This is a genomic window from Streptomyces sp. NPDC001714, from assembly GCF_042892755.1.
Lineage (GTDB): Bacteria > Actinomycetota > Actinomycetes > Streptomycetales > Streptomycetaceae > Streptomyces.
The window spans coordinates 243,962-270,898 of sequence record NZ_JBIAUL010000016.1; the positions used below are offsets into that span (position 1 = coordinate 243,962).

The 26,937-nt window shown below is 69.2% G+C and carries 25 protein-coding genes, 2 tRNA genes and 6 pseudogenes; 20 read left to right on the forward strand and 13 right to left on the reverse strand.

What is annotated here, in order from left to right; translation table 11 throughout:
• Window positions 1-172: 172 nt before the first annotated feature.
• From ACFY0P_RS36090 to ACFY0P_RS36105, 4 genes are all read left to right on the forward strand, one after another.
• Window positions 173-1,756, forward strand: a complete 1,584-nt coding sequence (locus tag ACFY0P_RS36090) for an IclR family transcriptional regulator C-terminal domain-containing protein (RefSeq protein WP_388922998.1) — start codon at window positions 173-175, stop codon at window positions 1,754-1,756.
• Between the two features lie 58 nt (window positions 1,757-1,814).
• Complete coding sequence (locus ACFY0P_RS36095) at window positions 1,815-2,459, forward strand: RNA polymerase sigma factor (protein ID WP_388923226.1); 645 nt, start codon at window positions 1,815-1,817, stop codon at window positions 2,457-2,459.
• Window positions 2,456-3,547 (forward strand): CU044_5270 family protein, encoded by a 1,092-nt coding sequence (locus ACFY0P_RS36100; RefSeq protein WP_388923001.1) that lies wholly within the window; start codon window positions 2,456-2,458, stop codon window positions 3,545-3,547. The genes ACFY0P_RS36095 and ACFY0P_RS36100 overlap by 4 nt, the downstream gene beginning before the upstream one ends.
• Before the next feature lie 186 nt (window positions 3,548-3,733).
• A tRNA-Arg gene (locus ACFY0P_RS36105) sits at window positions 3,734-3,806 on the forward strand.
• Between the two features lie 93 nt (window positions 3,807-3,899).
• Here the strand turns inward: ACFY0P_RS36105 and ACFY0P_RS36110 are convergent.
• Window positions 3,900-4,253: a tyrosine-type recombinase/integrase gene (locus tag ACFY0P_RS36110; RefSeq protein WP_388923229.1), complete on the reverse strand. Its 354-nt coding sequence runs from the start codon at window positions 4,251-4,253 to the stop codon at window positions 3,900-3,902.
• Between ACFY0P_RS36110 and ACFY0P_RS36115 the strand changes: the two are divergent.
• Window positions 4,137-4,695: pseudogene (locus ACFY0P_RS36115) on the forward strand (GntR family transcriptional regulator); the annotation flags it as partial. The gene ACFY0P_RS36110 and the pseudogene ACFY0P_RS36115 overlap by 117 nt on opposite strands.
• Here the strand turns inward: ACFY0P_RS36115 and ACFY0P_RS36120 are convergent.
• The gene (locus tag ACFY0P_RS36120; protein ID WP_388923004.1) at window positions 4,696-4,872 is read right to left on the reverse strand and encodes a hypothetical protein; all 177 of its coding nucleotides are present in this window, start codon (window positions 4,870-4,872) and stop codon (window positions 4,696-4,698) included.
• A gap of 551 nt (window positions 4,873-5,423) precedes the next feature.
• Between ACFY0P_RS36120 and ACFY0P_RS36125 the strand changes: the two genes are divergently transcribed.
• Both ACFY0P_RS36125 and ACFY0P_RS36130 read left to right on the forward strand, forming a co-directional pair.
• The gene (locus ACFY0P_RS36125; protein WP_388923007.1) at window positions 5,424-5,669 is read left to right on the forward strand and encodes a hypothetical protein; all 246 of its coding nucleotides are present in this window, start codon (window positions 5,424-5,426) and stop codon (window positions 5,667-5,669) included.
• Window positions 5,670-5,855: 186 nt separating this feature from the next.
• Window positions 5,856-6,305 carry a hypothetical protein gene (locus ACFY0P_RS36130; protein ID WP_388923010.1) on the forward strand — a complete coding sequence of 150 codons (450 nt, stop codon included), beginning with the start codon at window positions 5,856-5,858 and terminating at the stop codon, window positions 6,303-6,305.
• A gap of 1,182 nt (window positions 6,306-7,487) precedes the next feature.
• Here the strand turns inward: ACFY0P_RS36130 and ACFY0P_RS36135 are convergent.
• Complete coding sequence (locus tag ACFY0P_RS36135) at window positions 7,488-8,792, reverse strand: UDP-glucose dehydrogenase family protein (RefSeq protein ID WP_388923013.1); 1,305 nt, start codon at window positions 8,790-8,792, stop codon at window positions 7,488-7,490.
• Between the two features lie 402 nt (window positions 8,793-9,194).
• Between ACFY0P_RS36135 and ACFY0P_RS36140 the strand changes: the two genes are divergently transcribed.
• Both ACFY0P_RS36140 and ACFY0P_RS36145 read left to right on the forward strand, forming a co-directional pair.
• Window positions 9,195-10,514, forward strand: coding sequence for a glycosyltransferase family 2 protein (locus ACFY0P_RS36140; RefSeq protein ID WP_388923016.1), 1,320 nt, complete (start codon window positions 9,195-9,197; stop codon window positions 10,512-10,514).
• The gene (locus tag ACFY0P_RS36145) at window positions 10,507-11,700 is read left to right on the forward strand and encodes a glycoside hydrolase family 26 protein (RefSeq protein ID WP_388923019.1); all 1,194 of its coding nucleotides are present in this window, start codon (window positions 10,507-10,509) and stop codon (window positions 11,698-11,700) included. The genes ACFY0P_RS36140 and ACFY0P_RS36145 overlap by 8 nt, the downstream gene beginning before the upstream one ends.
• Here ACFY0P_RS36145 and ACFY0P_RS36150 read toward each other — a convergent pair.
• The gene (locus ACFY0P_RS36150) at window positions 11,687-12,004 is read right to left on the reverse strand and encodes a hypothetical protein (protein ID WP_388923022.1); all 318 of its coding nucleotides are present in this window, start codon (window positions 12,002-12,004) and stop codon (window positions 11,687-11,689) included. The genes ACFY0P_RS36145 and ACFY0P_RS36150 overlap by 14 nt on opposite strands.
• A gap of 117 nt (window positions 12,005-12,121) precedes the next feature.
• Between ACFY0P_RS36150 and ACFY0P_RS36155 the strand changes: the two are divergent.
• Together ACFY0P_RS36155 and ACFY0P_RS36160 are read left to right on the forward strand one after the other, a co-directional pair.
• Window positions 12,122-12,451: pseudogene (locus tag ACFY0P_RS36155) on the forward strand (serine/threonine protein kinase); the annotation flags it as partial.
• Window positions 12,446-12,827, forward strand: a pseudogene (locus ACFY0P_RS36160) (protein kinase); the annotation flags it as partial. The pseudogenes ACFY0P_RS36155 and ACFY0P_RS36160, both read left to right, overlap by 6 nt.
• Here ACFY0P_RS36160 and ACFY0P_RS36165 read toward each other — a convergent pair.
• Both ACFY0P_RS36165 and ACFY0P_RS36170 read right to left on the reverse strand, forming a co-directional pair.
• Window positions 12,787-13,797, reverse strand: coding sequence for a DNRLRE domain-containing protein (locus ACFY0P_RS36165; RefSeq protein ID WP_388923232.1), 1,011 nt, complete (start codon window positions 13,795-13,797; stop codon window positions 12,787-12,789). The pseudogene ACFY0P_RS36160 and the gene ACFY0P_RS36165 sit on opposite strands and share 41 nt — an antisense overlap.
• 589 nt (window positions 13,798-14,386) lie before the next feature.
• Window positions 14,387-14,560 (reverse strand): annotated as a pseudogene (locus ACFY0P_RS36170) (site-specific integrase); the annotation flags it as partial.
• 146 nt (window positions 14,561-14,706) lie between these two features.
• Between ACFY0P_RS36170 and lepB the strand changes: the two are divergent.
• A pseudogene (gene lepB / locus ACFY0P_RS36175) lies at window positions 14,707-15,414 on the forward strand (signal peptidase I); the annotation flags it as partial.
• Window positions 15,415-15,623: 209 nt separating this feature from the next.
• Here lepB and ACFY0P_RS36180 read toward each other — a convergent pair.
• The 4 genes and pseudogenes from ACFY0P_RS36180 to ACFY0P_RS36195 form a co-directional block, all read right to left on the reverse strand.
• Window positions 15,624-15,998 carry a winged helix-turn-helix domain-containing protein gene (locus ACFY0P_RS36180; protein WP_388923025.1) on the reverse strand — a complete coding sequence of 125 codons (375 nt, stop codon included), beginning with the start codon at window positions 15,996-15,998 and terminating at the stop codon, window positions 15,624-15,626.
• Window positions 15,995-16,546 (reverse strand): hypothetical protein, encoded by a 552-nt coding sequence (locus tag ACFY0P_RS36185; RefSeq protein WP_388923028.1) that lies wholly within the window; start codon window positions 16,544-16,546, stop codon window positions 15,995-15,997. Before ACFY0P_RS36185 ends, ACFY0P_RS36180 begins: the two co-directional genes overlap by 4 nt.
• Window positions 16,547-17,184: 638 nt before the next feature.
• A pseudogene (locus ACFY0P_RS36190) lies at window positions 17,185-17,370 on the reverse strand (site-specific integrase); the annotation flags it as partial.
• 30 nt (window positions 17,371-17,400) lie between these two features.
• Window positions 17,401-18,876, reverse strand: a complete 1,476-nt coding sequence (locus tag ACFY0P_RS36195) for a helix-turn-helix domain-containing protein (RefSeq protein WP_388923031.1) — start codon at window positions 18,874-18,876, stop codon at window positions 17,401-17,403.
• 596 nt (window positions 18,877-19,472) lie between these two features.
• Between ACFY0P_RS36195 and ACFY0P_RS36200 the strand changes: the two genes are divergently transcribed.
• The 3 genes from ACFY0P_RS36200 to ACFY0P_RS36210 all read left to right on the forward strand — a co-directional run bounded on the left by ACFY0P_RS36200 (window position 19,473) and on the right by ACFY0P_RS36210 (window position 20,742).
• Window positions 19,473-19,622: a hypothetical protein gene (locus ACFY0P_RS36200; protein WP_388923033.1), complete on the forward strand. Its 150-nt coding sequence runs from the start codon at window positions 19,473-19,475 to the stop codon at window positions 19,620-19,622.
• A gap of 305 nt (window positions 19,623-19,927) precedes the next feature.
• On the forward strand, window positions 19,928-20,452 hold the full coding sequence (locus ACFY0P_RS36205; protein ID WP_388923036.1) for a hypothetical protein: 525 nt from the start codon (window positions 19,928-19,930) through the stop codon (window positions 20,450-20,452).
• Window positions 20,453-20,657: 205 nt separating this feature from the next.
• Window positions 20,658-20,742, forward strand: a tRNA-OTHER gene (locus ACFY0P_RS36210).
• Between the two features lie 190 nt (window positions 20,743-20,932).
• Here ACFY0P_RS36210 and ACFY0P_RS36215 read toward each other — a convergent pair.
• Window positions 20,933-21,838 (reverse strand): helix-turn-helix domain-containing protein, encoded by a 906-nt coding sequence (locus ACFY0P_RS36215; RefSeq protein WP_388923039.1) that lies wholly within the window; start codon window positions 21,836-21,838, stop codon window positions 20,933-20,935.
• 158 nt (window positions 21,839-21,996) lie between these two features.
• Here ACFY0P_RS36215 and ACFY0P_RS36220 point away from each other — a divergent pair, with 158 nt between their 5' ends.
• The 4 genes from ACFY0P_RS36220 to ACFY0P_RS36235 are packed head-to-tail and all read left to right on the forward strand — an operon-like array spanning window position 21,997 to window position 23,783.
• Window positions 21,997-22,779, forward strand: coding sequence for an SDR family oxidoreductase (locus ACFY0P_RS36220; RefSeq protein ID WP_388923042.1), 783 nt, complete (start codon window positions 21,997-21,999; stop codon window positions 22,777-22,779).
• A 14-nt stretch (window positions 22,780-22,793) separates the two neighbouring features.
• On the forward strand, window positions 22,794-23,090 hold the full coding sequence (locus ACFY0P_RS36225; protein WP_388923045.1) for an SDR family NAD(P)-dependent oxidoreductase: 297 nt from the start codon (window positions 22,794-22,796) through the stop codon (window positions 23,088-23,090).
• A 58-nt stretch (window positions 23,091-23,148) separates the two neighbouring features.
• Window positions 23,149-23,523: a hypothetical protein gene (locus ACFY0P_RS36230; protein ID WP_388923048.1), complete on the forward strand. Its 375-nt coding sequence runs from the start codon at window positions 23,149-23,151 to the stop codon at window positions 23,521-23,523.
• 29 nt (window positions 23,524-23,552) lie between these two features.
• Window positions 23,553-23,783, forward strand: a complete 231-nt coding sequence (locus ACFY0P_RS36235; protein ID WP_388923051.1) for a tautomerase family protein — start codon at window positions 23,553-23,555, stop codon at window positions 23,781-23,783.
• Between the two features lie 458 nt (window positions 23,784-24,241).
• On the opposite strand, the gene ACFY0P_RS36240 is transcribed toward ACFY0P_RS36235, so the two are convergent.
• Window positions 24,242-25,093: a helix-turn-helix transcriptional regulator gene (locus tag ACFY0P_RS36240; RefSeq protein WP_388923054.1), complete on the reverse strand. Its 852-nt coding sequence runs from the start codon at window positions 25,091-25,093 to the stop codon at window positions 24,242-24,244.
• A gap of 85 nt (window positions 25,094-25,178) precedes the next feature.
• Between ACFY0P_RS36240 and ACFY0P_RS36245 the strand changes: the two genes are divergently transcribed.
• Entirely contained in the window at window positions 25,179-25,973 is a 795-nt protein-coding gene (locus ACFY0P_RS36245) for an SDR family NAD(P)-dependent oxidoreductase (RefSeq protein ID WP_388923057.1), read from the forward strand.
• Window positions 25,974-26,698: 725 nt separating this feature from the next.
• Here the strand turns inward: ACFY0P_RS36245 and ACFY0P_RS36250 are convergent.
• Window positions 26,699-26,911: a hypothetical protein gene (locus ACFY0P_RS36250; RefSeq protein ID WP_388923060.1), complete on the reverse strand. Its 213-nt coding sequence runs from the start codon at window positions 26,909-26,911 to the stop codon at window positions 26,699-26,701.
• Window positions 26,912-26,937: the final 26 nt, after the last annotated feature.

Here is a 26,937-nt window from a genome sequence, read left to right on the forward strand (position 1 = left end):
CTCGGGGCAGCGGCTCGGGGCGGGGTCGCCGGACCCGGCGCCGGCCAGGTGGGCCACGGTTTACGGTAGGCGTGCGCTGCTCAGATCGTAGAGATCGCAGAAGTGGCAGAGATCGCAGAGCTCGCAGAGATCAAAAGATCGCGGAAGCCGTCGTACCGGAGCCGGAGAGTCGATGACCGCCCCCTTGTCCTCCTCCCCCGTGGCGCACCAGCCGCCTGCCGAGGCGGTGACGCCGTTGATCCGGGGCGTGGCGGTGCTGGAGGCGCTGACCGAGGCGGGCGGGACGCTGAGCGCGAGCGCGCTGGAACGGCGTACCGGCCTCGCCCGTTCCACGGTGGACCGGATCACCGCGACCCTCGCCCGCATGGGATACGTCCGCCCGGACGGCCGGGACTCGGTCCTCACCCCCCGGGTGATGGAGCTGGGCAACGCCTACCTGGCCGCCCTGCGCCTGCCCGCGTTGCTGGACGGGCACGCCGACGCCCTCGCCGACGAACTGGACGAGTCGGTGTCCCTCGCCGTCGCCGACCGGAGCGGCATCCGGTTCATCCACCAGGCCACCCGCCGCCGCGCGATGTCCGTCAGCTTCCGCATCGGCGACCTGCTGCCGGCCGAACGCACCGCCCCCGGCCCGCTCTTCGCGGCCGAGTGGACGGAGCGGGAGTGGGCGGCCTGGCGGGCGAGGCGCGCGGCGGACCCGACGGACGCGGGCTTCCCGGCCGTACCGCCCCGGAATCCGGCCGCCGCCGACGACTTCGAGGCGCGGACCGAGGAAACCCGGCGCAGCGGCTGGGCCCTGGACGACCAGCTGATCGAACCGGGCCTGGTAGCGGTGTCCGTCCCGGTGCGCGACCCGGGCACCGGACGGGTGGCGTGCGTGGCGAGCGTCGTCAGCCACACCAGCCGCCACACGGCGGCGGACCTGCGCGAGACCCTGCTCCCCCGGCTGCGTAAGGCGGTGACGGCGATGGAGGCGGAGCTGCGCGAGGCCGACGCCCGGCCCGCCGAGCCGGGGCCGCCCCCCTCCGGCCTCGCCGTGTGGACCACCGCCTCGAAGCACGAACTCGGCCGCGACTTCGTGGAGTCGCTGGCCCGGGGCCTCACCGTCCTGACGGCCTTCGGCGAGGGCCGCTCGGCGCTGACCCTGACGGACGTCGCGAGGGCGACGGGCCTGGCCCGGGCCACGGCCCGGCGGGCCCTGATCACGTACGAGCACCTGGGCCTGGTGACCGCGGACGGCCGCGACTTCGCCCTCACCCCCCGGGTGCTGTCCCTGGGCTACCCCCCGCTGTCCCGCACCACCCTCGCCCGCCTCGCGGCCCCCCGGCTGCGCGCCCTCGCGGACCGGCTCGACGAGCCGACCGCGCTGGCGGTTCTGGTCCCGGGGACCGGTCCGGCGGAGATCCAGTACGTCGCGGTGGCGGCCGCGAGCCGGGTCCTGACGGTGGACATCACCGTGGGCACCCGCCTGCCGGCGAGCCGTACGGCGCTCGGCCGGGCCCTGCTGGGCCGCGACGAGCCGGGCGGGTACGCCCTGGCCGACGAGGAGCTGGAGTCGGGCCTGCGCTCGGTCGCGGTACCGGTACGGGACCGGGCGGGCCATCCGGTCGCCGCCGTGAACGTGGCCACCCATGCGGCCCGCCGCACCCTGGCGGAATGCGTGAGCGAGGTGCTGCCCGCCCTGCACGCGACGGTGGCCCAGGTCCAGGACGACCTCCACATCGCGTCCCGCTTCACGCACGTCCCGCCCATGTGACCCGGATCACGGGAAGTCGGTGCGGAGTGCCGGACAGCTCAGTGACGTGAGCACACATATGCGTACCCGGGTACGGGCCGGGGAGCCGGGCGCGTTCGCGGAACTGTTCGACAGCTACTCGCGCGCCGTCTACAACCATGCCTTCCGGCTGACCGCCGACTGGTCGGTGGCCGAGGACGTGATGGCCGCGACCTTCCTGGAGGCGTGGCGGCTGCGCGACCGGGTGGACCCCGAGGGCGGTTCGCTGCGGCCGTGGCTGCTGGGCATCGCCACCAACACCGCCCGCAACCAGTACCGCAGCAACCGCCGCTACCGGGCCGCCGCGAACGCCGCGGCGGCGGCCCGGCTCTCGGTGCCCGACCACGCGGACGAGGTGGCCGACCGCGTCGACGACGGGCGCCGCCTCGCCGCCGCCCTCACCGCCCTGAGCAGGCTCCGCAGACCCGAGCGCGAGGTCGTCACGCTCTGCCTGGGCGAGGGCCTGGACTACGAGGCGGCGGCGGAGGCGCTCGGCATCCCCGTCGGCACCGTGGCCTCCCGGCTCTCCCGCGCCCGCCGAAAGCTGCGCGACCTCACCGGCGCCCCGCCGGCCGGACCACCGCCGGAAAAAACTTGCGGAATCCGGGAAGGCGGCGGCCGCTCTCGACAGACAAGAGGTGATCACACCAACGTGATCCGGCCCGCACAGGAAGGACGACGATGACCGTGCACACCTCCCGGAACCACCCGGCCGAGGACGACGGCGGCGCCGAGCTGCTGTCCGCCACCGCGCGGGACCTGCCGCCGGGCCGCCACCAGTTCCACAAGGAGCGACTGATGGCCCAGATCCACGACATGCGGCAGACCGAGCGGACCACGCCCCCCGCACCGGAGCGGCGCCGCCGGTTTCCCCGTCCGGCGATCGCCCTGCCGCTGACGGCGGCCGGGCTCGCGGCGGCGGTCGTCGCCGGAGTGACCCTCACCGGCCACGACGGCAACGGCGTGCAGGACGCCGGTCCGGCCCTCACCACCACCGTCGGCGCGGCCACCACCAAGGGCGTCACCCGGCTGCTCGACCAGATCTCCCTGGCCGCCGCCGAGACCTCGGCCTCCCGCCCCGCCGTCAGGCCCGGCCAGTACATCTACATCAAGTCCGAGTCGGCCGACAGCTACATCCGCGACGTCGACGGCACGTCCTCCCTGGCCAGCCACCCGCTGCACACGCGGCAGGTCTGGAAGTCCCCGGACGGCACCAAGGGCTGGCTGATCGACCCGGCCGTCAACAAGAGCCCCGAGGGCGAGACCCTGTCCCTCCCGGACGAGCAGGGCAACACCCCGAAGCCGACCCTGAACGGCCCGTCGTACGACTACCTCACCAAGCTCACCACCGACCCCGACAAGCTGCTGGCCAAGATCTACACGGAGACGAAGGGCCAGGGGAACTCCCCCGACCAGGAGGCCTTCACCACCATCGGCGACCTGCTCGGCGAGAGCTACCCGCCGGCGGCGCTGTACCCGGCGCTGTTCAAGGCCGCCGCGAAGATCCCGGGGGTCGTCGTGGTCGACGACGCGACGGACGCGGTGGGCCGGCACGGGGTGGCGGTGGCCCGGCTCGACGAGACCAGCGGCGAACGCGAGGAGTGGATCTTCGACAGGAAGAGCCATGTCTTCCTGGGTGAACGCTCGGTGCAGGTACGCAGGAACGGCGGCACCGACAGCCTGATCACCCCCGGCACCGTCCTCTTCACCAGCGCGATCCTGGAGCGCACGGTCGTGGACGGCATCAAGCAGACGCCCACGGCGAAGTCCTGACCACCGGCCCTTCCCGGCCCCGACCGGAGCCGGCGCCCACCAAGCCCCCCCTGAGGTCTCAGCCGCGCCCCACCCCGCCACACTGATCCGCTACTCTGTGAGGGGCCGCCCACACCGGCGGTCCCGCTCTTGCCACAACGCCGGTGAGCCCTCACCCAGAGCGCCACCGACGTTTCCGCAAGACCCGCCTTCGTAGCTCAGGGGATAGAGCACCGCTCTCCTAAAGCGGGTGTCGCAGGTTCGAATCCTGCCGGGGGCACACAATGAAGGGCCAGTTCAGAGGCTTGATCCTCTCGAACTGGCCCTTCGTCATGATCACGGCCGTGCCACACACGTGCCAGATGGTCCGCTACTAGTCCCCGTCGCCCCGCTCCTTGCGGATCATCGAGCCGAGCCGATCGGCGATCTCGCGGTCGCGGCCGTTGACCATGTGCTGATAGATCAACGCCGCGCGCGGAGTGCTGTGCCCCATCCTGGTCATCAGCTCACGCAGGCTCGCGCCGGACGCGGCGAGGGTGTTCCCGGTGTGCCGAAGGTCGTGGAAGTGGGCATCCACCGTGACCCCGGCGTCCTTCCGGGCGTCAATCCAAAGGGCGCCGGCGTGTTCGTCCGCTCCTTCCGGCCGTTGAGGCGCCGAGGCATTCAGCGGCTTGCGCAAGAGCAGTGGGGCAGCGGCCGGTCCGTCTGGTCTGCCGACATCGAGGATCGCACGCTTGTTGTAGATCAAGTGGCGGTGTCGGAGGAGTCCGCAGCGGAGCGGATCGGGCAGGTACTGGACCCTGGGGGATGAGGAGACCGTTTGCGTTCGCCGCCGGCGGTTCGTCTTGGACGGGAAGCCCGTTCTTCTCGCGACGAGCCATCTCCCCATGTCGGTGGTCGCCGGGTCAGCGATCACTCAGGAGGACACGGGCCCCGGCGGAACGTACGCCCGCCTTGCCGAACTCGGGTACAAGCCGGTGCACTTCCGCGAAGAGATCCGCTCACGCATGCCTACGAAGGATGAGGCGGCACAGTTGAGGGTCTCCTCGGGCACGCCGGTCATCCTCATTTGCCGGACTGCGTTCGCGGACGAAGGGCGCCCGGTCGAGATCAATGAGATGACCTTGGACGCGGCCTCTTACATCCTTGAGTACGACTTCGACGCGTGATCAGCCGGACCAGGTTCGCGGGTCCCGCGCCACCTCGTAGATGCGGGTCACCTGGTCGGGCAGGAGCCTCGGTGAGAGGCCGGACAGGGTGCGCCCGAGGTGTCCCACATCCAGGACGAGTACCGGGGAGTTCGCGTTCTTGACTGTCAGCTTCGCCGCGTGCACCACGGAGATCACGGGACGTACCGGAACGTCGACGCCGCAACGACGAGACAGGACCCGAGACACGTGGCCGGCTTCGGACTGACTAATCGCGATGTGGCGGGTCACGGCTCCGTTGACCGTGATGGCAGTGTCGCCGTACCAGACGGTTTTGCCTCGGTGCCGCTTCGAGTTGATGGCGAAGACGCCGGCGGGGCTCCTGCCTTCGGCCCGCTCCGGCGGGCTGCGCCAACGCGCGCCCACGAGGGGAAGGCCGGGGCATGAGGGAGTTCCCCGCCAGGGCAACGTCGGGGGCCGGTTGGCTCCGAGACTTTAGGCAGCCACCATGGGGCGAGCCTCGAAGATCATGGCCCTAACGTCGTGCTTTACCGGGCAGGTCCACAGACTGCCCGACGCGTTGGAAGCTTACAGGGCCATGATCACTCGCCCCATGGCAGCTCCAGCCCAAAGGCTCGGAGCCAACCTCTCGGCATCGTCAGCTATCCGCTGACTGTGCCCCAGAGGGGACCGGGACTCACGGCGTAACCTGTGCTGTGCTGTGGGGTGCAGACATGAGGGGGATTGCTGTGGTGGAGCAACGTGGACTGCGCAAGCGACACTGGTTCCAACTAGCACTGACGATCCTCTTCGTGGCCATGATGGCGTGGAAGGCAATCGCCGACGGCGACAAGGTGGGACTGGTTGCGGTGGTCATTGTGCTGCTGTTCGGTGCCTACGCCTTTGGGTACGTGACTGGCTTTCGCTACGCCAAGCGACCGCAGTCGGAACCCAGCGAAGGTCCGCACAGCGACACTGAAGATCCAGTTAGCTGAATCAGCGTCTGTACAGCAGCGAAGTACAGCAACCACTGTGACCACAGCCGACCGCTACCGGCTCTACGCGCCCGGCTGACCGGCCCAGGAGACCTCAGCGACCTCCCCGCCCGTAGTTCGCATCGAGGGGACCGTGAAAGCACTACCGTCGTGCCGGTGTCAGTCCTGCCGTGCACAATGCCGCCCATGAGTGAGCGCTACGAGGTCGTCCTTTCCTGCTACTTGCGCGACGACACCCCCGAATGGGTCATGGCCGCCCTGCGGTGGCACTTGGGCATGGACGCCGAGTTCCCCGAAGGTCTCGATGACCAAGATGAGTATCTGTTCCCACTGCTCGTCCCGGACAACTACAACAACCGCCGGATGCCCGGTGGCGACATCGTGTCTCTGCGTCGCGAGGTGCAAGAGTTCACCAGTTCCGGGGAGAGGTACGAGTGGGAACTTTTCGCACGCAACCACTGGATCGATGACTCCATGCTTTACCTCCGGGGCCTGTTGGACCTGCTCGCCCCACACATCGCGCAGCCCGGCTATGGGGGCCACTTCCGACACATATCCGACACCGAAGTGACTGTCTTCGACTTCCGCGATGGAGCGTACGAGCCCATCAAGATATGGGGTGTCGACCCGCGGTGACCGGACGGCAAGGGGTTCGCGCCCCGCGCGCCCCATCGGAGGCAGTCAGCGGAGAATCACGGCGGCCGTTCCAGGACGAAGATCGTGCCACATCCGTGCCAGAACGGTCGGGGAGTCACGGGGAATCGGGATACACCGAGGCGCGTGCCGCCGGACTCTGCTCTGGGCGGGGAACCCGCAGGTCACAGCATGCGTCGCCCCACCTCGCTCCTAAAGCGGGTGTCGCAGGTTCGAATCCTGCCGGGGGCACGCTTGACCTGCTGTTTTGCCGCGGAGTAGTTCGGCTGGCTCGTTTCCCCTGGGAAATGGGAACGCCGTGGGAACGAAATCTGACTGCCTGTCAGGAATGGCTGCAGGTGATGGTGGCAGGGCTGTCCCATGCGCAGCGGGCACATTGGACTGTCCGCAGGATTAGGTCTGCCTACTTGGTAGCCGTCTGCTGCAGAGACGGTTGCCAGTACCAGAGATCAGCGCGGGGAGCAGCGCAGCCGAAATGGCCTGACGGGGCTTGGTCGGGACCCTCCCCGCTGGTACTGGGAGCGGTTGACCTTCGACTGGTCACCCTGTGCAGCTGGGCCGCCACCGCAGAAGTCTTCCTGGCCGGCGGCCTCGGTCTGGGCCACGGGCAGACCGAGGCCGCCCACACCATCGGCCTGAGCGGCTGAGAGACGACCAGGCCCATCGTGCTGCCCAAGATGATCCACAACCGGCTGCCCGTCCTCGTGACCACGCCGCTTCGGCCGCCGAGTGCCCGTGATCGTCGCACATGCTAGAAAGCGCCTCCCCGCTGATACGACCGGCCAGGGAAGCAGATCCCGGTACGAGCCGCTGACCCACGGCGGTCGCGCCCGGCCGGACCGGCCGCAGGCGCCGCGCGGTGTCAGGCTTCCAGTCGCGCGGTGGGGATCAGCGGTGGCGGCGTACGGGCCGGGTTGATCGCCCCAAGGTGGACCCTGCCGAGGACGGCCCGGCGGAGCCGTCCAGACGAGCGCCGGACGCGGCGGCGACGGCCGACAGGCCGACCGCGATGCCGAGCTCGGTCCAGCGCGCCCCCGTACGGGCGGTGTGCTTCCTGAACTTCTCGGCAGTGTTCGGGAACAACAGCGCCCCGGGGCGCGGGAGGGGGGATGAGCACCCCGGGGCCGTTCAGGGCGGCGCACACATGCGGCGCGTCGGCTGCGTTCAGGGCCGGCCGAGCGCGCGGTACGTCCATCCCGCCGCGCGCCACCGTCCGTCGTCGAGGGCGTTGCGGCCGTCGATGACGTACGGCCGCGCCACCATGTCCCGCACTACGGCGGGGTCCAGGTCCCGGAACTCCTGCCACTCGGTGAGGTGGAGGACGACGTCGGCCTGACACAGGGCGTCCTCGGCGGAGGTCGCGTAGGCCAGGGTCGGGAACGCCTTGCGAGCGTTGTCCATGGCCTTGGGGTCGTAGACGCTGACATTGCCGCCCTGGAGCTGTATCTGCGCGGCCACGTTGAGGGCCGGGGAGTCCCGTATGTCGTCGGAGTCGGGCTTGAAGGCAGCGCCCAGGACGGCGATCCGGCGGCCGAGGAAGCTGCCCCCGGCCGCTTCGCGTGCCAGGTCCACGACCCGGCTGCGGCGGCGCATGTTGATGTGGTCGACCTCGCGGAGGAAGGTCAGTGCCTGGTCCACGCCCAGCTCTCCCGCTCGAGCCATGAAGGCGCGGATGTCCTTGGGCAGGCAGCCTCCGCCGAATCCGACTCCGGCGCGCAGGAAGCGGCCGCCGATGCGGGTGTCGTGGGACAGGGCCTCGGCGAGGAGGCTGACGTCGGCGCCGGCGGCCTCGCAGACCTCGGCCATGGCGTTGATGAAGGAGATCTTGGTGGCCAGGAATGCGTTGGCCGAGGTCTTCACCAGCTCCGCCGTCGGGAAGTCGGTGACGACGACCGGAGTTCCGTTCGAGATGACGGGGGCGTAGACCGCGCGCAGGCGCGCCTCCGCCGCCGTCGATCGCACGCCGAAGACCAGCCGGTCCGGCCGCAGGGTGTCCTCGACGGCGAAGCCCTCCCGGAGGAACTCGGGGTTCCAGGCGAGTTCGGCGTCCTCGGGCAGCATCGCCGCGAGTCGCTCGGCGGTGCCGACCGGAACGGTGGACTTGCCGACGACGAGCGCGTTCCGGCCGCCCAGAAGCGGGGCCAGGTGCTCGATGACGGCGTCGACGTAGCGCAGGTCCGCCGCGTTGCCACCGGGCGACTGCGGGGTGCCGACGCAGGAAAAGTGGACTTCGCCGAATTCGGCGACTTCCTCGTAAGAGGTGGTGAAGCGCAGCCGCCCGCTGGCCACGTGTCTGGCCAGAAGCTCTTCCAGGCCGGGTTCATAGAAAGGGACCCGGCCGGATCGCAATGCGGCGATCTTGTCCGGATCGACGTCGAGCCCGAGAACCTCGTGGCCTATTTCCGCCATACAGGCAGCATGCGTGGCACCGAGATATCCGGTGCCGATGACTGTCACACGGGCAGACACTGAATCGCCTTCCGCACATGGTGCTCAGTGACCCCTTTGGAGGTCTATGGAGAGCGGAACCATAACCCGGGGAAGAGAGCGGGTCGACCGCGTCGACCCATGTCACGCAAACGTCACACGAGTGTGATCTTTCGCGCTTTGAACGTGTAACCCTCACACATCTTTCACATCTCCGTTGAATAACGAACGATCTTGATGTGCTGTTTTGAGGTTTTTTTCATGATTTAGCACACTGTAACTCCTGCTAGTTTCCGGCCAGTTGGCGAGATCAGTGTCGATGTCGCCAACACCAGGGGTAGGAGGGCGCCGGGGGCCGCACAGGCCCGGCGGAGCAGTCGGCACGGCCTGCCGGCACACGACCTTCCGTGCCTGAATCTCCGATTCCACGGCTCAGGGAAGGTCATGCTTGCGTATCTGCTGGAATTGAGAGAATGGCGGAACAACGGAGTCGTCTACCCGTTCGCCGTTTTCATGACCATGGTCTGGTCGCTCTGGATCATCCGCATTCTGCTGGCCCGCCGCTACAAACCGTGGAAGCGACCCTGGCCGACGACGACCTCGGTCATCATTCCCGTCGTCGACGAGCCGGAAGACCTTTTCCGTTCCGTACTCCAGCGAATAACCGAGCAGCAGCCGACCGAGGTCATCGTCGTCATCAACGGCCGACGCAACCCGGTTCTGGAGGACATCTGCACCGACATGGGTGTCGACTGGCGCTGGACCGAGACACCCGGCAAGCGCAACGCGCTGCGCGTCGGCCTGGAGGATGCGACCGGCGAGATCGCCGTACTCGTCGACTCGGACACCATCTGGACCACGGACACCCTGGCCGAACTGGTGAAGCCCTTCCGCGATCCTGAGGTCGGCGGCGTCACCACCCGACAGCGGATCCTCGCCCCCGGGCGGTCGGTACTCACCCGCTGGGCCGACTGGCTGGAGAGCGTCCGCTGCCACTACTCGATGCCCGCGATGAGCGTGGTCGGCACGGTGGGCTGCCTGCCCGGCCGGACCATCGCCTTCCGCCGGAGCATCCTGGAGGACTGCATGGAGGACTTCCTCAACGAGAAGTTCCTCGGCGTCTTCCTGGAGGTCAGCGACGACCGGACACTGACCAACTACACCCTCAAGGCCGGGTACAAGAGCGTCTACCAGTCCACCTCGCTGGTCTACACCGACGCCCCGCTGGAGCTGCGGAAGCTCGCCAAGCAGCAGTACCGCTGGGCGCGCGGCTCGCAGTACAACACCCTGCGGATGTTCTGGTGGATGCTGCGCCACGCGAAGATGCTCTGGCTGTTCTACATCGCCGACATCCTGGTGCCCTTCGTCCTGCTCGGCACCTTCGCGTCCTGGGCCGTCGCCGCCTGGCGGCGCGACAAGCCCGGTATCTACAACCAGCTGCCGCTGCCGCACACCCCGTGGCACGCGCTGGTGTTCGTCCTCGGCCTGGCCGCCCTCATGTCCCTGATCTCCATGGCCATCCGCTTCGGCCGCCACTTCGCCTACCGGCCCAAGGACATGGTCTTCCTGCCGGTCTTCATGATCATCAACACGCTGCTCCTGCTCCCGGTACGCCTTCTCGGCTTCTTCCGCATGGCCCACAACGCGAGCTGGGGAACCCGCGCCGACAGCTTCGCCGGCGAACGCACCCGCAGCCCCCTCGTCGTGGTCCCCTACCTGCTGGGCGCCGCCCTGCTCTTCGGATCGGTGATGATGAGTGTCTGAGGCAGGCAAGTCCTCCGGCCGGTCCCGCGCCAAGCGCCTGCACTGGTGGAACCGCGGCAGCGGTGTCCGGCTGCGGCTGTGGATGGCCGTCAACGTCGTCGTGCTGTCGCTGCTCAGCTACGGCGTCTACCTCCTCGCCAACTCCAGCTCCGAGCCGGTCTACCAGGGCCTCGGTGTCCCCGCCGCCGAGCCCGGCATCAAGGACCGGATCACGTCCGGGGCGTCCGCCGACCGCACCGCCGTCCCGGAGAAAGCTTCCTTCACCGCTCCCGAAGGCAAGTACTTCGGGCTCAGCAGCACCCAGATCCCCTGGTCGTCCAAGAGGACCGACACCCTGGCTAAGGCGGCCGGGCAGCGGCCGACCATGTCCGAGTACTTCGTCAACTGGAACGAGGACTTCGACCCCACCGCCGTCGACGCGTCCTACCGGCAGGGCATGCTCCCGGTGATCTCCTGGCAGCCCTGGGCCGACCGGAAGCACGGCACCGACCAGCCGAAGTACGCACTCTCAAAGATCGCCGACGGCACGTACGACGCGTACGTCACGCGCTTCGCAAAAGCCGTCGCCGGCCACAGGTGGCCCGTGGTGATCCGCTTCGCGCACGAGATGAACGGCGCCTGGTACCCCTGGTCGGAGCGGCGCAGCGGCAACCACAAGGGCGACTACGTCAAGGCCTGGCGGCACGTCCACGACCTCTTCGAGCAGGCCGACGCCGACAACGTCATCTGGTTGTGGAGCCCCAACATCCTGCGCCCGGTGCCCAAGGTGAGTCTGGCCGAGCTGTATCCCGGCGACGACTACACCGACTGGGTCGGCGTGGTCGGCTACGCCGTGCACGAGAAGACCGCGGCCGCCGTCTTCGACCCGACGCTGAAGAAGCTGCGCAAGCTCACCGACCGCCCCATCGTCATCACCGAGGCCGGCGCGCAGCCCGGCACGTCGAAGGCGGCGTGGATCAGCGACTTCTTCAAGTGGCTCGGGAAGAGCGAGCAGGACGACGTCATCGGCTTCATCTGGTTCGAACGCGACCGGGAACAGGGCGGCGGCGCGGACTGGCGCTTCACCGAGAACGCGGCGACGCTCAGGGCGTTCCGGCGCGGGCTCGCGGACATCGACCTGACCGGGTCGGCGGACCTGTCGACGTCGGCGACACCGACGGCCTCCACCACCACTACGACCGGCTGATCCTCGCCAGCCGTACGGTGTCCAGCCCTCCGACGAAGGCACGGGGGGTCCCCGGGGTCTGGGTGAAGCGCCAGTCCTGGTGACCGCCGTCGGCACGGCTGCGCTCGAACCACACGAAGCCGATCACCTCCCGGTGCGCGACGAACCACCGGAAGAAGGTGGCTATCCAGGCCGCCTTCTTCCGGCCCGGCCGGGCCCCGGTCTCCGCGATCACCACCGGGCGACCGGTCAGCCCGCGCAGCCGCGCGAGTGTCGCGTCGAACACCGCACCCGCCGTGGACTCGTCGTCCTGATAACCCGTCATCCCCATCAGGTCGACATACGCGTCCCGGGGTACAGCTCCTGCAGCGACACCGCGGGCGCGTCCCGCATCACGTTCGGATTCCACAGCCAGACGACGTTGCCCGCTCCGACGCGTGCGAAAGGTCGCGACTACGGGGCCGCCCTGCCCGAGTTCGACGCCCTCGCCGACGCGTACGCCCGCATCGCCGGACCCACCGGCGAGCAGGCCCGCGCCTGCCGCGCCCAGGAAGCCCGGTGCCGCGCCGAACTCGGCCAGGTCACCGACGCGCTCGCCGAGCTCCAGGACGTGCTGAACGTCGTAAGGACCGTCGACAGCGACATGAGCGAGGAGGCCGTGGAACTGCAGCACGACATCGGGATGCTGCTGCTCGCCCAGGGCCGAGCCGTCGAAGCCCGGCAGGTCCTCGAACCGCTCCCCCAGGACATGTGTATGGTGTTCGGCCCCGACGCCGACGCTCCCTGGCTGGCAACCCCCTACGTCCCGGGCCCGACCCTGGCCCAGCACCTGGCCGCCCATGGCCCGCTCGCGGGCGCCACGTTGTATGCCTTCGCCACCGGCACCGCCCAGGCCCTCGCGGCGATACGCGGCCGGGGTGGTGCACCGTGACGTGAAGCCGCAGAACGTGCTGCTGGCCCCGGCCGGCCCGCGCGTCCTGGACTTCGGCATCGCGCACGCCACCGACGGCACCAGCGTGACCCGGACCGGCATGCTGACCGGCACACCGGGCTGGCTCAGCCCCGAGCAGTACCGCAGCGGCGTGGCGGGACCGGAGAGCGACCTGTTCACGTGGGGCGCGCTCGTGGCGTACGCGGCAACCGGCCGGGGGCGAGGGCTTTGACCGTGTAGGAGATGCCGTCGCCGGTGGCGTCGACGTAACCGCTGTCGGTCGGCGGTGACCAGGTGAGGACGGCTCCGCCGTCGCCAGGCGTCGCGGTGGCGTTAGTCGGGGCGCTGGGAGCGGTCGGAGGCGTGTACACGACGCTGATCGTCGGCTGTTCGGCGCTGGGGACCGTGCTGGCTGAGGAGTAGTAGACGGTGCCGGTGGTGGCCGTGGACTGGTCGTCGGCCTGAAGGAGGAGTCCGTCGTTGGGCAAGCCACCGCTCAGCCAGCTCGCCACCAGGGGGGTGACGTCATAAGAGGCGCTGGCCTCCGTTCCCGAGGCGATGGGACCGGATGTGTCCTCCTGGGCCAGTAGTCCGGCCCCCGTCGTCTGCGCGGTCACGTCCCCGTCCGCCTGCTCGACATCAAGGGTGTCGCTGGTGCATCCGCCGAGGCAGCCCTGTTGCGTGAGGAACAGGGTGGCGCTGTAGACGGTGGAACCCGCCGGAATGGCGGAGAGATCAGCCTTGATCGCCGACGCCCAGTGGTTGGTCCCGTCGCCGCCGACCTTCAAGGTGGTCGTAGCGGTGTTCACAGCGCAGGCGGCCCCAGCGCAGCCGGTCGCGTCGGTGATGGCGTCCTCGGTGGTGATGCCCGAGGCAGGGAGCGTGGCGGTGACGGCGTTGGCCGGCACGGAGCCTGAGCCCGAGTCGGAGGAGGGCCCGGTGAAGGTGAGGTTCTGGGTGGAACTGGGCGCGGAGCAGAGAGAGGCGTAGCAGGCGAGCATGTACCAGCTGTAGGTCTGGCCGGCTGTCAGTGTTCCCTCGGGGATCATGAAGGTGACCCGCTCACCGGACGGCACGGTCCCGATCGCGGTCGGCGTTTCGCCGACCGGGTTGCCGGACGCGTCCTGGACGAAGATCTCGCCGGTTACCGAGTCGCCGGTCGGACCGTAGACCACTCCCGACACCATCGGGGTCGTGGTATCCGTTCCGGTCGTCGCCAGGTCCGTCGGGATGGACGGTTCGATCGCCGAGAACCAGCCCTCCAGATCGACGATCAGATCGACCGTGCCCGAACTGCTGTTGTACACATTGATCTTGCCCGAGGTTCCAGGCTGGAGGATGGCGAGATCGGCTCGCGACGAGCCCGGCTGGAAATTGCCCACCGACGTGTCTGGAGCGGGCTGTCCGGTGGGCCAGGCACGTAGATAGCCGGTCGCCTGCTGGTCAGTGGTTGTCAGATTGAGGACGACACCACCGATGCCATGGACGGGCAGGCCGTTGGTGCCGCCCACCGCCACAGCCACCGTGCCGTGAACGGAAGGCCGAGTAAAGGTAGGGAAGGACCGGAAGAAGCCGGAAGACTCCGCCGCGCTGACCAGCAGGAACGATGAAGCCAAGGAAAGGTCAGGACAGACAGGGTGATCAATAGACTCTCTCCTAAAGCGGGTGTCGCAGGTTCGAATCCTGCCGGGGGCACCAGGCAAAAGGCCCCGGACCGATCATGGTCCGGGGCCTTTGTCATCCACTTTTGACATCAACGGGGGCGGTCGCCGCTGATCACTGGCGACCGGGGCGCCTCCGCAGCAGGCGGTCCATGTGGCTCATGGCCTCGCGCTGGGTGTCCTGCACGACGTGCACGTACACATCCATGGTGATGCTGATCTGGGAGTGGCCCAGGATCTCCATCACCACGCGGGGCGCGACTCCGGCGGCCGTGAGGAGGGTTGAGGTGCGGGAGGGCCATGCCCAGCGCAGAGCCAGGTTGAGAGCTCCGGCCGTCGGGAACTCCCGCTCGTTGTGACTGTGGTGGGCCCGGTGCTCTGCACACAAGGAACTACTTCGGACACGGTGCGCTCGGGCCGGGCGCAGGGGGAGGCGTGGTTGTGAAAGATCTTGTCGCTGGCGAACGGTCGAGATCCGGGGGCGACGAAACCGACGACGGAACGACGGGTGAGCGGCGGCGGAAAACGCGCTCGTTCTGGAAGGAGTTGCCGATTCTCATCGGCATCGCGTTGGTGCTTGCGCTGCTCATCAAGACGTTCCTCGTGCAGGCATTCTCGATCCCGTCCGACTCGATGCAGAACACGTTGCAGCCTGGCGACCGCGTGCTGGTCGACAAGCTGACGCCGTGGTTCGGATCCAAGCCGCAGCGCGGAGAGGTCGTGGTCTTCCACGACCCGGGGGGCTGGCTCCCTGAGAAGGCCGAGGAGCCGAACGCGGTGCAGAAGGTGCTCAGCTTCGTCGGCCTGACGCCGTCGGCGGATGAGAAGGACCTGATCAAGCGGGTGATCGCAGTAGGTGGCGACACCGTGGAATGCTCGGGAAGCGGTCCGGTGAAGGTCAACGGGAAGGCGATGGACGAACCGTCCATCTACCCAGGCAACACCCCTTGCGGGGACAACCCGTTCGGACCGATCAAGGTGCCGAAAGGGAGGATCTGGGTGATGGGTGACCACCGCCAGGACTCTCAAGACTCCCGGTACCACCAGGACCAGCCTGGCGGTGGCACGATCGACGAGGACCAAGTCATCGGCCGGGCTTTCGTCGTCGCATGGCCGGTCAACCGGTGGGCCCCGCTGCCGGTGTCGCGGTAACGAGCCACGTCGTCCATCGAGACGTCAGCCTCGCCCCTGTGTGCCTCACTGGGCCGCGGGGGCGTGCCACTTCCGTGCCAGAACGGAGGGGGACTCACGGGGAATCGAAGTTCGCCAGGGCGCGTACCGCCCCAGACTTCCCGAGGCAGGGATTCCCACTTCACGCCTGCGATCCCCCAGCCTCGCTCCTAAAGCGGTGATCATGCGTCGGGTGCGCCGTGCCCGGGGCGGGGAGCCTCTAGGCGTAGCACGAGTGCGCGTAGAGCCCGGAGTTCGGCGTCAAGGGCCTGCGCACCTTCACGGGTGAGGGTTACCCATGTTCGGGGGCGTCGACCGGCGTAGCCCTTCTCCACGGTGATCATTCCGGACTCCTCCAGCACCTTCAGGTGCCGGGAGAGATTTCCGTCGGTGACGGCCAGTTGCTTCTTCAGGAAGCTGAACTCGACCCGGTCGGCTTCGCGGGCAACGGTGAGGACGCCGAGCCGCACACGCTGGTGGACGGTGTCGTCCAGCGCCTGGGTGGGATGCAGTTCCTCTTGGTCATCCTGCGTAGCGGTCGAGTCTTCGACGCTCATGAGACGACCGTACCCGCAACTGCGACACCGGGCGCGCCCCGGCGGCGGGCCGCTGTCCACTCGCCCAGGCCGGCGAGGAGCAGGACGGCAGCGAGCAGAAGGGCCTTGACCTGCGGTCCGTCGGCCCAGCCGGGGTGGGCGGGGTGCTGCCAGGGAAGCCATCCACTGCCCCAGGAGGCTCCCAGGTACCCCGTGAGCAGCAGGGCGTGAGCGGCGCCGGCCGCCGCGGCGATCCAACTGCGTTCAGTGATGCCGAGGGCGATAAGTCCGATGCCGACCAGGTACCACGGAGAGGCGTAGCTGTTCTCCAGCAGTACGGCCTCCCACGGCTGGTCCTTGCCGAACAGCAACAACACCAGAGCTGTCGTGATCACGGTGGTGGTTGCAACGATCACGCGGACCCACATGCCGCGCCGGGGAACGACGCCCCGGGCCTCGCCGCGCAGGCGGTACCAGCGGGCGAAGGCGAACCATGCGAGGGGGAGGAGCGCGAACCACACGCCCCATGCCGCGAAGCGCAGGAAGGCTCCGTCGAACTCGCCCTTCAAGCAGGGGGTTCCCGGTTCGTGGACGACACACAGGCCGGTCAGCTCCGCGTAGGCAAAGGCCGGATAGGACCCGATGTAGCGCCCGTGGGCTCCGAAGTTGAAGGCGTACCGGGCGACCGGAACGGCCGCCAGTGCAAGGAGCCCGAAGCCAAGAAGGAGAGTCCATGCTCCGTTGGTCTGCCTGCGGGTCCTCGCCCGGAGGCCTTCCGTCGCAGCCAACAAGGCGGCCGCGGCCCCCCTCGGTTCCGATCCCGCGCTGCTCGGTACGGATGTCCCCATTGGTCCCCCTAGTGGCCTGCGCTTTGGCAGCGCTCGTGAGCGGACCGCCAGATGGGCGCCCACTCAGGATCTAACTTTGCAATACAAAGTACATGGCAATCAAGAGTAAGCCGCGCAGAGGCCACGCCAATGGATCGGAAGACTTCTGACCTCCACGGCTGACATCAACGACGCCGGACAGGGACGTACGCCAGCGTCTCTGTCCGACTGTCCCACCAGTCGACGGCCCCAGCCGGACCGCACTCGGATCGAACTCCTAAAGCGGGCGTCGCAGGTTCGAATCCTGCCGGGGGCACACGGCCGCGCCACACACGTGTCGTCTCGTCGCGGAAGTTGCTGCGCCGCAGCCGGCCACCCTGGACGGGGCGTTCCGGCACGTCGTAGCGGTCGGCGCCCTTGATGCGGCACGGGTTGCGCAGGATCAGCTCATCATCAACGGCCGTGTTCAGGATCGCCCGCAGAATCTGATACGCCTTGACCACCGTCGGCTCACCGGTCCGGGCCAGGCACTCCGTGCGCCAGGCCCGGACCCGAGCCGTAGTGATCGAGGACAACGGAGCAGCTCCCACGCTCCCTCAAGAGTCAGTGGGTACCCACTGACGCACGCCGTGGTCGTTCGTGCCGTACCAGTAGTGGGACAGGCCCTTGATGCTGCTGGTGCGGAACGGGCGGCCGTGGTCGTCGATACGGACCGAGCCGGTGCGACCCTGGGAAGACCAGTCGAGTTCCAGGTACCACTTGCAGTCGTAGGCCTCGGTCGTCGCGGTGACCTGCAGCACCTCCGGGTCCTCGGCGGAGACGCGGTAGGGGAACTGCACCGCGGGGACGGGCTTTCCGGTGTCGTCGCCGGGGCGCGCGTGGGCGATCGGGCGGCCGACGTCCAGGTTCACGGAGAAGTTGCGGGGCGGCAGATCACTGCCGCAGCCCTGGCCCATGGCGTACGCGTTGCCGGTGACCGGGGTGCCGCGGCTGACGATACGGACCCGGAGGGCCGTGAGGACCACGGCCGTGGACGACTTTCCCTGTACCGAGATCTGCACCATCGTCTGCCGCCCCGGCACCGCCCCCTGCGTCGCCGCCCACACCTCGGCGTCCTGCTCCACCGGCGGCGGGGGCACCTGGGTCGGCTCCTTGCCGATGACGTAGTCGTACCCGCAACCGCCGTCCCAGATCCGCGAGTCGGTGGTCCAGGCGAGCGGCACACCGGTTGGCACGGGGGCGTCGCTCGTCGTGCCCGCCGACGGTCCGCCCTTCGACTCGGGGCTCCCTGAAGCCCGTACTCCTGCGGAGGGCGAGGCCGACGAACGGCTGCGGGAGGGGCCGGCCGCAGTGGCCGAGGGGTGGTGTGACGTACCGGTTCCTGTCCTACGGGACTGACCGGGGGCCTTGGCGGAGTTGTCGTGAGACCGGTCGGCCGACAGCGCCGACATACTGCCCAGCGTCACCAGCAGTACGGTCGCCGTGGCTGTGCCGACGACGGTGCGGCGACGGCGGTACCAGGGCCGTCCAGTTGAGCGGACCGCATCCCACTGGGCCGTCGACTCGCGACTGCCCGGTCCGGGAGCGTCGGGAGCAGCCAGTGCGGCGTCGGGTGCGCCCGCATCGAGTCGCGGTGGTGAACCGCTCGTGCCGCCCCCGTCACCACCGATGCCGTCGGCGCCGCCACCCACACTGCGCGTGCCGCCACCTGCACGCCCCACCGTCCGGCTGTCCGGACCCGAAGCCCGCTCGTCCCCTGTCGGCTTCAGTGCCCCTTCGGTCTTTGCCGGCTCCGCTGCCTCCTCACCCGCCCTCGGCCGCTGTCGTGCCGTCACCGCGAGCAGCCACAGGCGGTGCAGATCGAGGCGTTCCTCCGGTGTCGCCCCGCAGAAGGCGGCCAGGCGCTCCACCGGGGCGTAGTCCTGCGGGACCGCCTCGCCCGCGCAGTAGCGGTGCAGCGTGGAGGTGTTCATGTTGAGACGGCGGGCCAGGGAGCCGTAGCTCCGGTCCGTGCGGTCCTTCAGCCGGCGCAGCAGCGCCGCGAACTGCTCGACGTCGTCCCCGGTCGACACCGTTCCCCCCGTCCTCCGACGTGTCCCCGTATCCCAGGCGGTCCATATACCTGCACGTCAGATGGGCTGAGATGGTTCCACCGTTGCCGGACAGGCGTCCGGCGTTGCGCTGAGCCGCCGTGACGGCCGATGCTCTTGGTGTCGCACCGACCAGGACCGGACCGACCAGCCGGCGGCGGGCGACAAATGACACTCATGCACTCATCCACGGGGGACACCCATGCCCAAGCGCACCCGAGCAGGCCCGCTCCTCGCACTCGCCGTCACGGGCTCGCCCTCGGCACGACGCTCGCCACACTGGCAAACGTCGCGGCAAAGGCGTCGGCTTCCTCGCGGCGGCCCATCTCCCGTCGCACCCAAGCTCGTCCTGAACGGTCGGCAAGGACACCGCCTGCGTACCGGAGGCGGTGGAACGGGACCGCTGGGTGCGCATGGCGTCGGCGGCGACGGCGACGGCCCGGACCTGGTATGGGGAGCTCCGTACCGAATTCGACAGGAGCGACCGTCCGTCAGGCCAGCGTCCAGTTGTCCAGGACGGCTCTGGCGAAGGGGCGCTTCTCGCGGCTGAGCAACGACATCAAGCCCTGTGCGCACGCATGGAGAAGGCCGGCCCGGAGACCGAGGCCGCACTGAAGGACTACGGCACGCTGCCTGTCGAGGAGGTCGGGCACGGCGACGGCCTGCACACGGTGATCTCCTGGGGCGTCTTCGACACCCGTCTGGCGACTTCGGGCATGCGCCGGTGAAGGCCTTCAAAGACGGCCGTCACGGGCCGTGGACAAGCTCCGGTGACCGCATGACCGGGTCCGCCCTCCGCCATAGGGGGTGAGGAGGGCGGCCAATCGACCACTGACAGGGTCACTCGGCGCGATTCAGCAGGACTTGGTGTTATCGATCGCGCCCCGAGCCGCGGCAGGGGGAGGGAAATGGGTCCGCGCAGCAGCAGATGTTCATGACTCCGGGGCGGCGCCCGCCGACCCCAAAAGGCGATAGCCACACGACGGCCCCGGACCGAGAGCAACCACATATGGACCAGAAAAGGAAGATGCACATGAACAGGAAGTCCTCCGCACACCGTCGTCCGGGCCGCCGCGCGGCCATCGCCGCCGGCCTCGTCCTGACTGTCGGACTCGGTGTGTCGACACAGGTGTCGGCACAGGCATCCGTCCATGCCCCCGCAAAGTCGTCCACCGCCGCACTGCAGTCGGTCAGCGGCACGAGCGGCCAAGTGGTGACCCGGGTCGCCGACTTCTACGGCGCGTACATCGACGCGATCGGCGACTACGACGACCCCGACGCCACGCTGGAAACGGTGCTCCGCAAGCACTACCTGACGCCCGACTTCGCCAAGCGACTGGCCGCCTGGGAGAAGAAGCACGGAGCGGACGGTGTCCTGCGTGCCCAAAACGTCCCGCGGAAGTGGACGGTGACCGACAACGGCGCCGTGGGTAACGGCCATGAGGTCATCGTCACCCTGACCTTCGGCAGCGGGGAGACGACGCAGAAGATCAAGCTTTTCGTGCTGGTGGAGCGGTACAACCACATCGTCGACATCGGCACCACGAGCAACCGCTGACAGCGGAGCCGCTCCGCCCGGTCTGTCATGGTCAGCCTCACGACGGACGAGACCCATCTGGCGAGTAACCTACTGGTACGTAAGGGCCAATATCTTCACTTCAAACGCCTTCACCATCCTTGCCAGCGTGGCGGAGCTGGCTGGCATCCACGTCTGACATCAACGGCAGCAGACGTAGGCACCCCGTGGAGACCGTTCGTGGCCCGCCCCCACATGAGCCGCCGGGAACTCCCTGCCTGGTGATCGAACTCCAAATGCGGGTGCCGCAGGTTCGAATCCTGCTGGGGGCACAACGCCTTGCCGCTCTGACCTGGGGTTTTATCCCCCAGGGAGGGCTCCTGATCGGCCTCGGACTCCTCGTCCGGGGCCGTTTGCGTAAGCGGACGTGCGTCGTCGTGAGGCCCGGGCCGGAAACCACCTGTGCTGGGAGAGGGCCGCCACGTCTTGATCGGGGAGCGCCTGGCGTCCTGGGGGCGCGGGTCAGCGCTGCCTTCCTGATTCCGCCGCGGACAACCCCCCGGGTGCCGTGCCCTCGGTGACGCTCAGGTCCTGGGTTCCTATGACGGAGAGCAGTTCCAGCTGCTCGGCTCCCCGGCTTCCGGGCGGCGCGGTGAACCACAGCAGGCGTTGGCGTCCGTCCTCACTGAGCAGGTTGTAGCAGTCGAGTTCGATGATGCCGAGCGCGGGATGGACGATCTTCTTGTGGTCCTTGCGGCGCACCGCGACGTCGTGGGTGTCCCAGAGGGCTGCGAACTCCTGGCTGCGGCGGCGCAGTACGGCGACCAGCTTGGTGACCTCCGCGTCCCGGCCGCGGCGGGCGGCCGCTGCCTGGAGGTCGGCCACGAACACCCGGGAGTGGTGCGGGTGGTCCTCGGTCGGGTACCTCTCGCGCGCCTGCGGATCGCTGAACCAGCGGTACACGAAGCTTGCCGTCGGGCCGCGGTGTGCCGGGGACCTGCCGAGCAGGTTACGGGCCAGGTCGTTCTCCACCAGGGTTTCGTGCAGGTCGGTGATGACGCGCGCGGGGGTGTTGGACAGCCGGTCCAACAGTCCGAGAAGCGCGGGCTGCACATGTGCCGACGGTCCGTGTGCCGACGGGGGGATCGGCCGTTCGGCCAGGTGGAACAGGTGGTCGCGCTCGTCGCCGTTCAGGCGCAGGGCTCGGGCGAGGGCGGCCAGGGTCTGGGCCGAGGGCTGCACGCCGTTCTTCGCGCTGCCGCGTTCCAACTCGGTGTAGTAGTCGGCTGACAGCCCTGCCAGCTGGGCGACTTCCTCGCGGCGCAGCCCGGGGACCCGCCGGCGCGGGCCTTGGGGGAGACCGACCTCGGCGGGGCGGATGCGGTCGCGGCGTGTCCTGAGGAAGGCGCCGAGTTCTGGAAGGTTCACCCCTTCATGGTCGCTCGCGCGCCGAGCCGTAGCCAGGGGGTGGCATCCCCTGGGTAAACGCAGCCCTGGCTAGGGGTGGGGGACCGGCCGATCGTTGAGGACGCAGCAGGGCGACGGCGAGACCACGGCCCGACCCGCGTTCACCACAGGAGTCAGTAATGCCTATCCCCACTTCCCTCGACGGGCTCGCTGCCCCGGGCCAGCCCTCCGTCTCACCCCGTGTCGCGATCGTCACCGGCGGCTCGCGCGGCATCGGCCGCCGGACCGTCGGTCGGCTGGCCGCCGACGGGTACGCCGTCGTGGTCGGCTATGCCGGCAACCAGGACGAGGCCGAAGCAGCCGTGAAGGAGGCCGTCACCGGTGGCGTCCGGGCGATTGCGGTGCGCGCCGACGTCGCCGACGAGTACGCCGTCGAGGCTCTGTTCGACGCGGCCGAGGCGGAGTTCGGCGGTGTCGACGTCGTCGTGCACGCGGCCGGGCGGGCACACATGGCGCCGATCGCCGAGCTGGACCTGGCCGTCCTGGACGACCTGCACCGCACCAACATTCGCGGCACGTTCGTCGTCGTCCAGCAGGCGGCCCGTCGGGTGCGCCGCGGCGGTGCGATCGTGACGTTCTCCACGTCCGTGGTGGGGCTGGCCTTCCCGAACTACGGCGCGTACTCCGCCAGCAAGGGTGCGGTCGAGGCGCTGACGCTGATCCTGGCCCGGGAGTTGCGGGGCCGGGACATCACCGCCAACGCCGTCGCGCCCGGCCCCACAGCCACCGACCTGTTCCTGGACGGCAAGGACGAGGAGACCATCGCCCGCCTGGCCGCCCAGCCCCCGCTGGAGCGACTTGGTACCCCGGCCGACATCGCCGAGGTCGTCGCGTTCCTGGCCTCCCCGGCCGGCCACTGGATCAACGGACAGGTCGTCCGCGCCAACGGCGGAATCATCTGAACCACCAGGTCGCCGTGCACGCCGCCGAGCTGGACGTCACCTCCCAGGACTCCGCCGACGCCGCAGTCGACCGGATCCTCGCCGAGCGCGGCCGGCTGGAGGCGGTCGTACACAACGCCGGACACATGGTCCTGGGCGCCGCCGAGGCGTTCACCGCCGAGCAACTCGCGGACCCGTACGACGTGAACGTCCTGGGCACGCAGCGCGTCGACCGCGCCGCCTACCGCAGCTACGCGAGCAGGGCTCGGGGCTGCGGATGTGGATCGGCAGCTCCAGCTCCAGCTCCCGCGGCGGCTGCCCGCCGTTCCTGACCCCGTACTTCGCCGCCCAGGCAGCGATGTACGCCCTGGCCGTCATCACACCGCCGAGGTGCTCCCGCTCGGCATCGACACCGCGATCGTGGTGCCCGGCGCGTTCACCACCGGCACCAACCACTTCACCAACGCCCGCGCGCCGGCGGACCGTGATTGTGCCGAGCCTACGGCCGACCGTCACCGACCCCTGATGGACGATCCGGGCCAGCGTCTGGCGGCGCTCGTCCTGCCGGACGCCGACGGGGCCGAGGTCGCTGAAGCCGTCGCGCGACTGGTCGCGATGGCGCATGGCACTCAGCCGCTGCGCACCCACATGAACCCCAGCCGAGACGGCAGCGAAGTCGTCTCCGCGGTCGCCCACCGCGTCCGCGCCGACTTCTTCCGCCGCATCGGACTGGACAGCCTGCTCACCACAGGCAGCTCCCTGTAACGCCCCACTGAGAGAAGGAACAACCAGCCATGCCTTTCGCGAACTTCAAGGTCCCCGAGAAGACCCTCACCCCGAAGCAGAAGGCGGAGATCGTCACCCGCACCACCGAGCTGTACGTCGAGATCTACGGCGAGCGCGCCCGCGCCAACACCATGGTGCTGGTCGAAGAGGTCGCCGACGGCGGCTGGGGCATCTCCGGCAACGTGCTGACCCTCGCCCTGCTCGGTGAGTCGACACCGACCGACACCAGCGACGCCTGACCCACTGGCCGTCATTCGGCCAAGACAGCACCTTGAAACCGAGGGCCGCCGCCGATCGCACCCGGCGGCCCTCGGCTGGGCCGATTCCGTTCCCTTTTGCCAACTGCCCACCGCGTCGGGAGTGCTGGTCGGCCGCGGCGAGTTGGAGGGCGACGCTGGAGAAGGCCAGGGTGCGGATGCGGTCGCTCGCGGTGCCGTCGCGGGCGACGTAGGCCCGCATCAGGTCGAGCGCCCGCCATACGGCCGCGTTCCACCGGGGTCGGTGAGATCAGCGACGCCCTGCATCGTGTCCGGTACTCGATGTCCAGGCGGAAGGTGCCGTACGGGTTGACGTTGGACCAGAACAGCGCGGTCAGGCCGCAGCGGTCCGCGCCGCTCGGCTTCTTCGCCCAGGTCCGCTCGGACACTCCCGAATGTCGCGCAGTCGGCGATCGTGTTCGCGGTGGCCGGCTGTGGCGCTACGGCATGGAGTGACTGGCCTGTGTTCCCAGGACGTTCAGCAGGGCCAGGGCGTCGGCCCCGGGGGATCCCGACGGCGCGCTGAAGAGGACGAGGTACTGGTCACGGTCGGTGAGGGTGAGCGTGTCGCAGTCGACGGTGATCTCCCCGACGGCCGGGTGGCGGAAGGTCTTCGTGAGCATCGGCGTGGTCTGTACGTCGTGCCGTTCCCAGAGGCGGGCGAAGTCGGGGCTGACATCGCGGAGTTCGCCGACGAGGCCGGTCACCGCGGGGTCGGTGGGGTAGCGGGCGAGGGTGGTGTGGAGCTGCATCACGACGCTCAGCCGGAAGTCGGCGGCGTCGGAGAGTCCGTACAGCGCCGTATCGTCGGGCTGTGGTCCGGGGAAGGCCCGGCGGGCGAGGTTGCGGTCCTCGGGGGCGAGCGGGGCGAAGTCCTCCATGAGGGCGGCCGCGAGGTCGTTCCAGGCGAGGACCTCGAACGCGGCGGACATCACGAAGCCGGCGGTCTGCGGCAGTCGTTCCAGGAGCGCGAGGATGCTGGGGCGCACGTCGCGCCGGTGCAGTCCGGTGCGGTTCGGCGCGGTGCCCGCGAGGACGTGGAGGTGGTCGGACTCTGCGTCGGTGAGCCGCAGGGCGCCGGCGATCGCGGCCAGGACGTCGCCCGAGGGGCGTGGCGCCCTGCCCTGCTCGAGCCGGATGTAGTACTCCGTGGAGATGTGCGCGAGGACCGCCACCTCCTCGCGGCGAAGACCTGGTGTGCGGCGTCGCGGGCCGGAGGGGAGGCCGACGTCCTGCGGGCGGAGCCGCTCGCGGCGGCTGCGGAGGAACGCCCCGAGCTCCTTCTTGTCCATACGCCCAGTGTGCGCGCCGCCCGGCCGCGGATCCTGGTACAGCCTGTGCCTGTATCCGGCCGGCAGCCGACCGGACGCTGCTGTCATGACGAACAACACGAACACCACCGACAGCGCACCCGTCGGCCTGCTCACCGGCAAGATCCTGTTCATCACCGGCGCCAGCCGCGGCATCGGGGCCGCCGCGGCCCGGCTCTTCGCCTCCGAGGGCGCCACTGTCGTGCTCGCCGCCCGCAGCACCGACGCCCTCGAGACCATCGTGAAGGAGATCCGCGCCGACGGCGGCGTCGCCGACGCCGTCACCATGGACCTCGCCGACCCGGCGAGCATCCGCGCCGCAGTCGACCACGTCGAAAAGCTGCACGGACGGCTCGACGGCGCCTTCAACAACGGCGCGGTCCCCCAGCAGCAGTTCGGCCCGGTCGAGACCACCAGCGACGAGGACATCGACGAGCAGTTCGCCGTGAACTTCCGTTCGCACTGGATCGCCATGACCGCCGAGGCCGCGCTCATGCGGCGGGGCGGCGGCGGGGCGATCGTCAACACCTCGAGCATAGGCAGCCGCCGCGCGAACCCCGCCCTGCCCGCGTACGGCGCCATGAAGCGCGCGCTCAACAGCCTTACCGAGACCGCCGCGGTGAACTGGGCCGGTGACCGTATCCGGGTCAACGGCATCACCCCCGGCGGCACCTCCACGGAGATGATCGACACCTGGGAAGAGGCGGCTCCCGGCATCGTCGAGCAGATGACCGCGACGATCCCGCTCGGTCACATGGCCGAGCCCCGGCAGATTGCCGAGGCGGCCGCCTGGCTGCTCAGCGACCGCGCCTCGTACGTGACCGGCGCGATCCTGCCGGTCGACGGCGGCGCCGGCGCCTGACAAGAGCGGCCCGGGTCCTGATCCGCGCTCCAGGCGCTGTCGAGAACGCCGGGCCGGCGTCGGCAGCGCCCGCCTGAGCCTCGCCACAGCGCGGCTCAATACGGTGGACCACTTGCTCGCGCGTGCCAACGCGCCGGTCAGCATCAGGAATGGGCCGAGCACCATGGCAGTGCCGCCCACCCGACGTCCGGGGAAGCCGGTGGCCTCCAACCGCTTTAGGACCCGTCGGTCCGCCTGAGCAGGCACCGCTTCCAGCCCACTGCCCGTGCGACTGACGCCGTGCCCGGAAGGCGTCCCTGCGGAACACATTCGGCACACACGAGGACGGGAAGCCGCGCGAACATGCGAGAACTACGGAGGCGTGTTTCACCAGGCCAGGCAACTGAAGGCTGACGTTTCCGCAGGTCACAGCCCCGTCCAGAGAAAACTCCTCAAGCGGGTGTCGCAGGTTCGAATCCTGCCGGGGGCACAGCGACGAGGGCCGGCTCAGGAGGGTTTCCTCCTGAGCCGGCCCTGCGTCGTGTTCGGGGGCGTGCCATACGCGTGTCGCTGATACCGCGCGGATGCCATGTCTCCTGGGCGGGAGCCTCTTCCCCGCCCGTCCAGATCATGTCGCCGAGACGCGGTGGCGTGTGGCAGCTGGTTGCCGTGGTTACCGATCAACGGTCGGGCTGCCGGTCAGGCCATCAGCGATCACCCGACGAGGAGGTCCCGCGATCTGGCGATCAGAAGGAGACGGTGAATCCCACCTGGTGGTACTGACCGACGGTGTCCAGGACCTCGTCCTTGACCGCGCCGACCTGAGCCGCGAGGTCCGAGCTGCTGAGCGCCGTCGGGCCGGCGGTGATACCGACCTGCGGGCTCAGGCCACCGGAGACGGTGTCGAGCTCGGTGTCGGAGATTTCAAGGGTCTGAACCTGGGGAGCGGAGTTCATCATGAAACTGCCCTTCGTATGGATGTTCC

What these genes read in the sequence shown, in the direction of transcription:
- ACFY0P_RS36090 (WP_388922998.1), top strand. Translation starts at nt 173, where the DNA reads ATGACCGCCCCCTTGTCCTCCTCCCCCGTGGCGCACCAGCCGCCTGCC.
- ACFY0P_RS36095 (WP_388923226.1), top strand. Translation starts at nt 1,815, where the DNA reads ATGCGTACCCGGGTACGGGCCGGGGAGCCGGGCGCGTTCGCGGAACTG.
- ACFY0P_RS36100 (WP_388923001.1), top strand. Translation starts at nt 2,456, where the DNA reads ATGACCGTGCACACCTCCCGGAACCACCCGGCCGAGGACGACGGCGGC.
- ACFY0P_RS36130 (WP_388923010.1), top strand. Translation starts at nt 5,856, where the DNA reads ATGAGTGAGCGCTACGAGGTCGTCCTTTCCTGCTACTTGCGCGACGAC.
- ACFY0P_RS36140 (WP_388923016.1), top strand. Translation starts at nt 9,195, where the DNA reads ATGCTTGCGTATCTGCTGGAATTGAGAGAATGGCGGAACAACGGAGTC.
- ACFY0P_RS36150 (WP_388923022.1), bottom strand. Translation starts at nt 12,004, where the DNA reads ATGACGGGTTATCAGGACGACGAGTCCACGGCGGGTGCGGTGTTCGAC.
- ACFY0P_RS36165 (WP_388923232.1), bottom strand. Translation starts at nt 13,797, where the DNA reads ATGGTGTCGGGAGTGGTCTACGGTCCGACCGGCGACTCGGTAACCGGC.
- ACFY0P_RS36180 (WP_388923025.1), bottom strand. Translation starts at nt 15,998, where the DNA reads ATGAGCGTCGAAGACTCGACCGCTACGCAGGATGACCAAGAGGAACTG.
- ACFY0P_RS36200 (WP_388923033.1), top strand. Translation starts at nt 19,473, where the DNA reads ATGGAGAAGGCCGGCCCGGAGACCGAGGCCGCACTGAAGGACTACGGC.
- ACFY0P_RS36205 (WP_388923036.1), top strand. Translation starts at nt 19,928, where the DNA reads ATGAACAGGAAGTCCTCCGCACACCGTCGTCCGGGCCGCCGCGCGGCC.
- ACFY0P_RS36220 (WP_388923042.1), top strand. Translation starts at nt 21,997, where the DNA reads ATGCCTATCCCCACTTCCCTCGACGGGCTCGCTGCCCCGGGCCAGCCC.
- ACFY0P_RS36235 (WP_388923051.1), top strand. Translation starts at nt 23,553, where the DNA reads ATGCCTTTCGCGAACTTCAAGGTCCCCGAGAAGACCCTCACCCCGAAG.
- ACFY0P_RS36240 (WP_388923054.1), bottom strand. Translation starts at nt 25,093, where the DNA reads ATGGACAAGAAGGAGCTCGGGGCGTTCCTCCGCAGCCGCCGCGAGCGG.
- ACFY0P_RS36245 (WP_388923057.1), top strand. Translation starts at nt 25,179, where the DNA reads ATGACGAACAACACGAACACCACCGACAGCGCACCCGTCGGCCTGCTC.
- ACFY0P_RS36250 (WP_388923060.1), bottom strand. Translation starts at nt 26,911, where the DNA reads ATGATGAACTCCGCTCCCCAGGTTCAGACCCTTGAAATCTCCGACACC.